Here is a 6,193-nt window from a genome sequence, read left to right as displayed (position 1 = left end):
ACCGAGGTGAAGCGGTTCTGCACCGCACCCAGGTCGGCGCGGGTGCTGTTGATCGAACCCAGCGCCTTGTCGACCACTTCCAGCGCCTGCTGCGCGCCCAGCACCGAGCTGACGTCCAGCTTCTGCGCGTTGCTGGCCGTTGCGGTACCGGCGGTGTATGCGCTGGTGGCGGCGGCGGCAGACCAGTCGCTGGTGGCGGCCTGGTAGTTGCTGCGGGTCAGGGCGATGTCGGCGGCGACCACGGCCTTGCCTTCCTTCACCGACGACAGCTTCAGGGTGCCGTCGGTGTTGGCTTCTGCGTAGATCCCGGATTCGCCGATCTTGCCGTTGATCGCGGTGGCCACGGCCTTGGCCGCGTCGCCGACGCTGGCGCCGCTCTTCACTTCCACGGTGCCGATGTCAACCCCCATCACGGTGCCGCTGAAGCGTGCGTCGGCGGCGATGGCGCCGATCGCCGCGGTGGCGCCGGTGGCGAAGGTGCTGGTGCCGAGCGAACCGGCGCGGGCATCCACCACCTTGTCGATGGCGATGGCCTGGCCGGCGTTGGCGCCGACCTGGAACAGCTGGCTGGAGAACGAACCGTCCAGCAGCTTGGTGCCGTTGAAGTCCGACTGCTTGGCGACGCGGTCGATTTCGCTGACCAGCTGGGTCACTTCGGCCTGCAGCGCCTTGCGGTCGCTGGCCGAGTTGGTGGCATTGGAGGCCTGCACCGCCAGTTCACGCACGCGCTGCAGGTTGTTGCCGATTTCGCTCAGCGAACCTTCGGCGACCTGGGCCAGCGAGATGCCGTCGTTGGCATTGCGGATGGCCACGTCGGTGCCGCGGATCTGGGTGCCGAAGCGCTCGGAGATGGCCAGGCCGGCGGCGTCGTCCTTGGCGCTGTTGATGCGCGAACCCGAGGACAGGCGCTGGATGGTGGTGGCCAGGGAGCTGCCGCTGGTGCTCAGGTTGCGCTGAGCATTCAACGACATCGTGTTGGTGTTGATGACTTGTGCCATTAGGAGAGGTCCTTGAGCGGATGCACGTGTATGGGTTCAGACGCTCGAGACGTGCTTCAGGAGCGGCTCATGTCAGCGCTGCAGCAGGCTGAGCACGTTCTGGGGCACCTGGTTGGCCTGGGCCAGCATGGCCGTGCCGGCCTGCTGCAGGATCTGGGTGCGGGTCAGTTCTGCGGTTTCCTTGGCGAAGTCGGTATCGCGGATGCGGCTGCGCGAGGCGGACAGGTTCTCCGAGGAGGTCTGCAGGTTGGCGACAACGGAGGTGAAGCGGTTCTGGATCGCACCGAGGTCGGCGCGCACGCTGTTGACCGATTCCAGCGCCTTGTCGACCACTTCCAGCGCCTTCTGCGCGCCGACGTAGGTCGACACGTCCAGGCCCTTGACCACTTCGCCGGTCGCGGTGGCGGCGACGGCACTGGGGGCGGCGACGGTGGAATTGGCGAAGCTGAGCTGGGCCGCGCCGGTGATGACCAGGTCGCGGTCGGCCTGCACCGAGGTGAGCTTCAGGCGGTGGGTGTCCGGGGTGCCGGCAGTGGTGACCACTTCGGCGTAGACACCGGCTTCGCCGATCTGGTTGTTGATCTGGGCGGCAGCGGAGGCGGCGAACTCGGCGGTGGTGGTGCCGCTGATGGTGCCGATGGTGACGCCGTTGATGGTGACGCCGGTCAGGTCGGTGATGGTGGCCACATCGGCGGTGCTGCTCACCGGCGGGGCGAACTTGGCATTGCCCAGCGAGCTGGCCTTGGCGTCGACCACGTTGTTGATGGCGATGGCCTGGCCGGCGTTGGCGCCGACCTGGAACAGCTGGCTGGTGAAGCTGCCGTCCAGCAGCTTGGTGCCGTTGAAGTCGGACTGCTTGGCGACGCGGTCGATTTCGCTGACCAGCTGGGTCACTTCGGCCTGCAGCGCCTTGCGGTCGCTGGCCGAGTTGGTGGCATTGGAGGCCTGCACCGCCAGTTCACGCACGCGCTGCAGGTTGTTGCCGATTTCGCTCAGCGAACCTTCGGCGACCTGGGCCAGCGAGATGCCGTCGTTGGCATTGCGGATGGCCACGTCGGTGCCGCGGATCTGGGTGCCGAAGCGCTCGGAGATGGCCAGGCCGGCGGCGTCGTCCTTGGCGCTGTTGATGCGCGAACCCGAGGACAGGCGCTGGATGGTGGTGGCCAGGGAGCTGCCGCTGGTGCTCAGGTTGCGCTGAGCGTTGAGCGACATCGTATTGGTGTTGATTACCTGTGCCATGGGTCGTCTCCCTTATTGGAATCCCGGTGCTGGAATGAAACGAAGCGCCGCCGTTTGTTTTTGTTTGGCTGTGTGCTTCGTGGTTGCCAAATGAATAACGGCGCTTTGTCAACAACCTTTAGCCGGAAATTTCATTCAGGTTTCCAGAGGCCCCACGACGGCCGGTAGAGCCACGCCCTGCGTGGCTGAACAGCCAGCCCCAGGCGCCAGAAACGAAAAAGGCCGCGATGCACAAGCATCGCGGCCAAGGGGGCCCTTCGAAGGGGGAAGCGCTGGCTCAGCGCAACACGTTGAACAACGACATCTGCTGCATCTGCGAGAACAGAGTCTGTGCCGCCTGCAACGCGGTACTCTCCAGCTGGTACTGGCTGATCGCATCGGCGTAGTCCAGGTCGCGCATCTGCGACAGGGTGCCCTTGAGCGTGACCGTATTCGATTCGCGCATGTCCGCTGCGTTGTCCAGCGCCTTGAGCTGGGCGCCGCCGGCCGCGCGTGAGTCGATCATCCGCTCCGACGCCCGCGCGATGTCGCGCAGGCCGCCCTGCAGCAGGTTCTGCTGCGCCGCCGACTGCGCCGGCGTGCCGGTGTCCATCTTCAGCGAGCCGATCAACCCGTCCAGGGTGCTGAAGATGTCGCGGCTGGTGGACGCGCCAACCTCGAACCGGTCCCCGGCTGCGGGCACGCCGTCGATATGCAGGCGAACGCCATTGAGCACCAGGTCGTCGCCGGCCTTCATGCTGCCGCTGGACACCACCGCGCCCCCGGCATCCAGCACCTCGTACTGGTCCGCTGCGGTGAAGCGCACGCTGAAGGCCTGACCGTTCCAGCTGTCGCTGCCGTCGCGGGTCACGTTGGTGAGCACGCCGGTACCGGTGTTGGCGCTATGCGCGGCCCCGTCCACATGGCCATCGCCGGTGCCGATGCGCAGGAAGATCTCGCTGCCGGGCAGGGCATCCAGCACGTAGGTATCCGGGCCCACTTCGACCTGGCGCTGGTTCTGGTCGCCGTTGTAGACCACCTTGCCGTCGACTTGGCTGAACGGCGGGCTGCCATCGGCGGTGCCGCCGAACAGGTAGCGGCCGGTGCCGTCGGTGCTGTTGGCCAGGGCCAGCAGGTTGCCGCGGATCGCTTCGATTTCCGTGACCATCGACTGCTTGTCCGACGCCGCCAGCGCCGGATTGTTGGCGTAGACGGTCAGTTCGGTGATGCGGCCCATCATGTCGCCGACCTGGGCCAGCGCGTTTTCCTGCAAACCGAGCCGGTTCTGCACGTTGCCGGCGTTCAGCTCCATGCGTTCCAGCGCGGCCAAGGTGCGGTCCAGGCCCACGGCTGCGCCGGAGGCGACCGGGTCGTCCTTGGCGGTGACCAGGCGGCGGCCGGTGGCGATCTGCTGCTCCAGGTGGCTCATTTTGGCCTGCTTGGCCATCATCAGCGACACCGACTGCTGGAACATCATCCCGGTGGAGATGCGGTTGTTCATCGGCTCACGGCTCCGAGGATGGTCTGGAACATGTTGTCCGCGGTGGAAATCAGCTGCGACGCCGCCTGGTAGGCCTGTTGCAGGCGCAGCATGTCGGCGGCTTCCTCATCCAGGTTGACTCCGGACACCGCATCGCGGGCGGACTGGGCCTGGTCGGTGATCACCTGCTGCGCCTGCAGCGAGTAGTCGGCCGAGCGCGCGGCGGCGCCGACCTGGGTGGTCAGCCCGCCCAGCGCACCGCTCAGGGTCACCGTGCCGTCGTTGAAGGCCTTGGCCTGCTCCACCTTGGCCAGCAGCAGGGCGGTGCTGTTGTCCGAAGAACCGGCCGGGGTAGGGCCCATGGTGAAGGTGTCGCCGGCCTTGGGCGCACCGTCGAGCACGAAGCTCCAGCCGTTGGCGCTGATGGTCTGGCCGGCGGTATAGGTGAACGGACCGTTTCCGTCGAGGGTGTACTGGGTGCCGCTGGTGAACACGATCGCCGACGGCGTGCGCAGCGCCGGGTTGGCCGGGTCGGTGACCTTGACCCCGGTGAGCTTGCCGGTGCCGCTGTTGGACAGCGCCGCGCTGCCCTTTACCGGCGCGGCGGCGGCAATGCGCGAGGTATCGGTGATGGCCACCGACATCGTGCCGGCGACGCCAGCGGTGGGCTGCAGCAGCATGCGGTCGTCGGCGGCCGGGGTGCCGCTCATCACCAGTTCGACACCATTGATGACCAGCGGATCGGTGGCGCTGCCGGTGCCGGTCATCGGAATCGCGGCGCCGGTGTCGGCGCGGGTGGCCTGCCACTGGCTGCCGTCGAACTTCAGCACCACGTTCTGCCCGTCCAGCTTCGACAGGTCGCCGAAACTGGCGCTCATGCGCGCGGTGCCGCTGTTGTTGGCGTTGCTGGTGACGCGCGGGCTGCCGATGTTGAAGAAGTCGCCGCCCAGGTTGCCGTACAGGTCCGCGCCCTGGCGGTGCACCTCGTTGAAGCTGCTGGCCAGGCCGATGGCGAGCTTGCCCAGTTCGGCCTGGGTGGGGGTGAGCACGGTCTCGCGGAACTCGAGCAGGCCGCCGATCTGGCCGCCGAGGATCTTCGGGTCCAGGGTCAGCTTCTGGCCCTGGGTTTCCAGTGCCAGCTGGAGGCGCTCGGGCTGGTACGGGTCGGTGACGGTGGTGATCTTGCTCGCCGTGGTGCCCACCACCAGCGGCTGGCCGCCGGCGGTGTAGACGTTCATGAAGCCGCCGTCCTGGATCACCGCGGTGCCGCCGGTGTAGCCGATCAGGTTGGCGACCAGGGCGTCGCGGCGGTCGAGCAGGTCGGGCGCGGCGGTATTGGCGTTGCTGCCGATCGCGCCGTTGAGCTGGGCGATCTCCGCGGCCAGCCGGTTCACTTCGGTGGCGCCGGCGATCAGCCCGTTGTTGACCTCGCCATTGAGGGTGTCGAGCTGGCCGTTGAGCTGCTGGAAGCGGCTGGCCAGGGTCTTGCCGCCGTCGAGCATGTTCTGACGGTCGGAAGTGCCCGAGGCATTCGACGACAGGCCGCTGACGGTGTCGAAGAAGTTCGACCACACCCCGGACACATTGGTGGCGGTGTCGGAGAACATCGCGTCCACCCGGTCGGCCATGCTAGAAAGCTGCTTCAGTCGCGCCAGCTCACCGCTGCTGTCGAGCAGGCGCGAGATCGCCAGCTGGTCGGCCACGCGGCGCACGTCGGTAATGCGGGTGCCGTTGCCGATATCGCCATAGCCCAGGTTCTGCGGGCTGGCGGTGGCGAAGTCCACTTTCTGCCGGCTGTAGCCGGGGGTGTTGATGTTGGCGACGTTATGGCTGGTCGTGGCCAAGGCGCGCTGGAAGGCGAGCAGGGCGCTGGAGCCGGTGGAAAGTACGGACATGGGTTACCTCAACGACGGATTGCCCCCAGCCCGGCCGGGCTGGCGGTGCTGGCAAAGGTGCGGCCCAGGCGCTGGCTGGCGTCGCCCACGGCGGCGATGGCGCGCTCGATGGTCGGGCCGCCGGCGATCGCGGCGATCTTGGCCGCGTAGCGGGGGTCGGTGGCGTAGCCGGCCTTCTGCAGTCCCTGCGCGAAGCCGCGCACGTCGGCGCCGGCCTGCAGCGCGTTCTGGTAGCGCGGGCTGTTCTTCAGCAGTTTCACGTAGTCGGCGAAGCTGTCGCCCACCGAACCATAGGCACGGAAGCTGGCGGTTTCGTTGCGGCGCACGCCATCCACGTATTCGTGGGTACCGCTGGTGGCGCGCTCGCCGCTCCAACCACTGGCCTTGATCCCGAACAGGTTGTGCGAGCTGCCGCCGCCATTGCGCTGCACCAGTTTGCGGCCCCAGCCGGTCTCCAGTGCGGCCTGCGCGACCAGCGCCTTGGCATCCACGCCCAGCTCGCGGGCGGCCTGCTGCGCGTGCCCCCAGATGCTGGCGACGAAGCCTTCCGGCGTGTGCGGGCCGAGCTGCGCCGCTGCGGTGCTGGCGGCCAGGGTATCGAC

Annotated in this window: 5 protein-coding genes; all 5 read right to left on the bottom strand. The window is 67.6% G+C overall.

Annotated features, from left to right (window positions below; genetic code table 11):
* Window positions 1-998 (bottom strand): flagellin (locus tag RWO33_RS18630; protein WP_314106735.1); only part of this gene is annotated, 998 nt, incomplete at its 3' end.
* A 72-nt stretch (window positions 999-1,070) separates the two neighbouring features.
* Window positions 1,071-2,237, bottom strand: a complete 1,167-nt coding sequence (locus tag RWO33_RS18625) for a flagellin (protein WP_314106733.1) — start codon at window positions 2,235-2,237, stop codon at window positions 1,071-1,073.
* Between the two features lie 277 nt (window positions 2,238-2,514).
* Window positions 2,515-3,717 carry a flagellar hook-associated protein FlgL gene (gene flgL / locus RWO33_RS18620; protein ID WP_314106730.1) on the bottom strand — a complete coding sequence of 401 codons (1,203 nt, stop codon included), beginning with the start codon at window positions 3,715-3,717 and terminating at the stop codon, window positions 2,515-2,517.
* The gene (gene flgK, locus RWO33_RS18615; protein ID WP_314106728.1) at window positions 3,714-5,591 is read right to left on the bottom strand and encodes a flagellar hook-associated protein FlgK; all 1,878 of its coding nucleotides are present in this window, start codon (window positions 5,589-5,591) and stop codon (window positions 3,714-3,716) included. Before flgK ends, flgL begins: the two co-directional genes overlap by 4 nt.
* 8 nt (window positions 5,592-5,599) lie before the next feature.
* Window positions 5,600-6,193 (bottom strand): flagellar assembly peptidoglycan hydrolase FlgJ (gene flgJ / locus RWO33_RS18610; RefSeq protein WP_314106726.1); only part of this gene is annotated, 594 nt, incomplete at its 5' end.

Origin of the sequence: uncultured Stenotrophomonas sp. (assembly GCF_963519925.1) — a bacterium.
Taxonomy (GTDB): domain Bacteria; phylum Pseudomonadota; class Gammaproteobacteria; order Xanthomonadales; family Xanthomonadaceae; genus Stenotrophomonas; species Stenotrophomonas maltophilia_AE.
This window is presented reverse-complemented; position numbering and strand designations above follow the sequence as displayed.

Excerpts from the sequence above, each read along its gene's own strand:
- RWO33_RS18625 (WP_314106733.1), bottom strand. The coding sequence starts at position 2,237 with ATGGCACAGGTAATCAACACCAATACGATGTCGCTCAACGCTCAGCGC.
- flgL (WP_314106730.1), bottom strand. The coding sequence starts at position 3,717 with ATGAACAACCGCATCTCCACCGGGATGATGTTCCAGCAGTCGGTGTCG.
- flgK (WP_314106728.1), bottom strand. The coding sequence starts at position 5,591 with ATGTCCGTACTTTCCACCGGCTCCAGCGCCCTGCTCGCCTTCCAGCGC.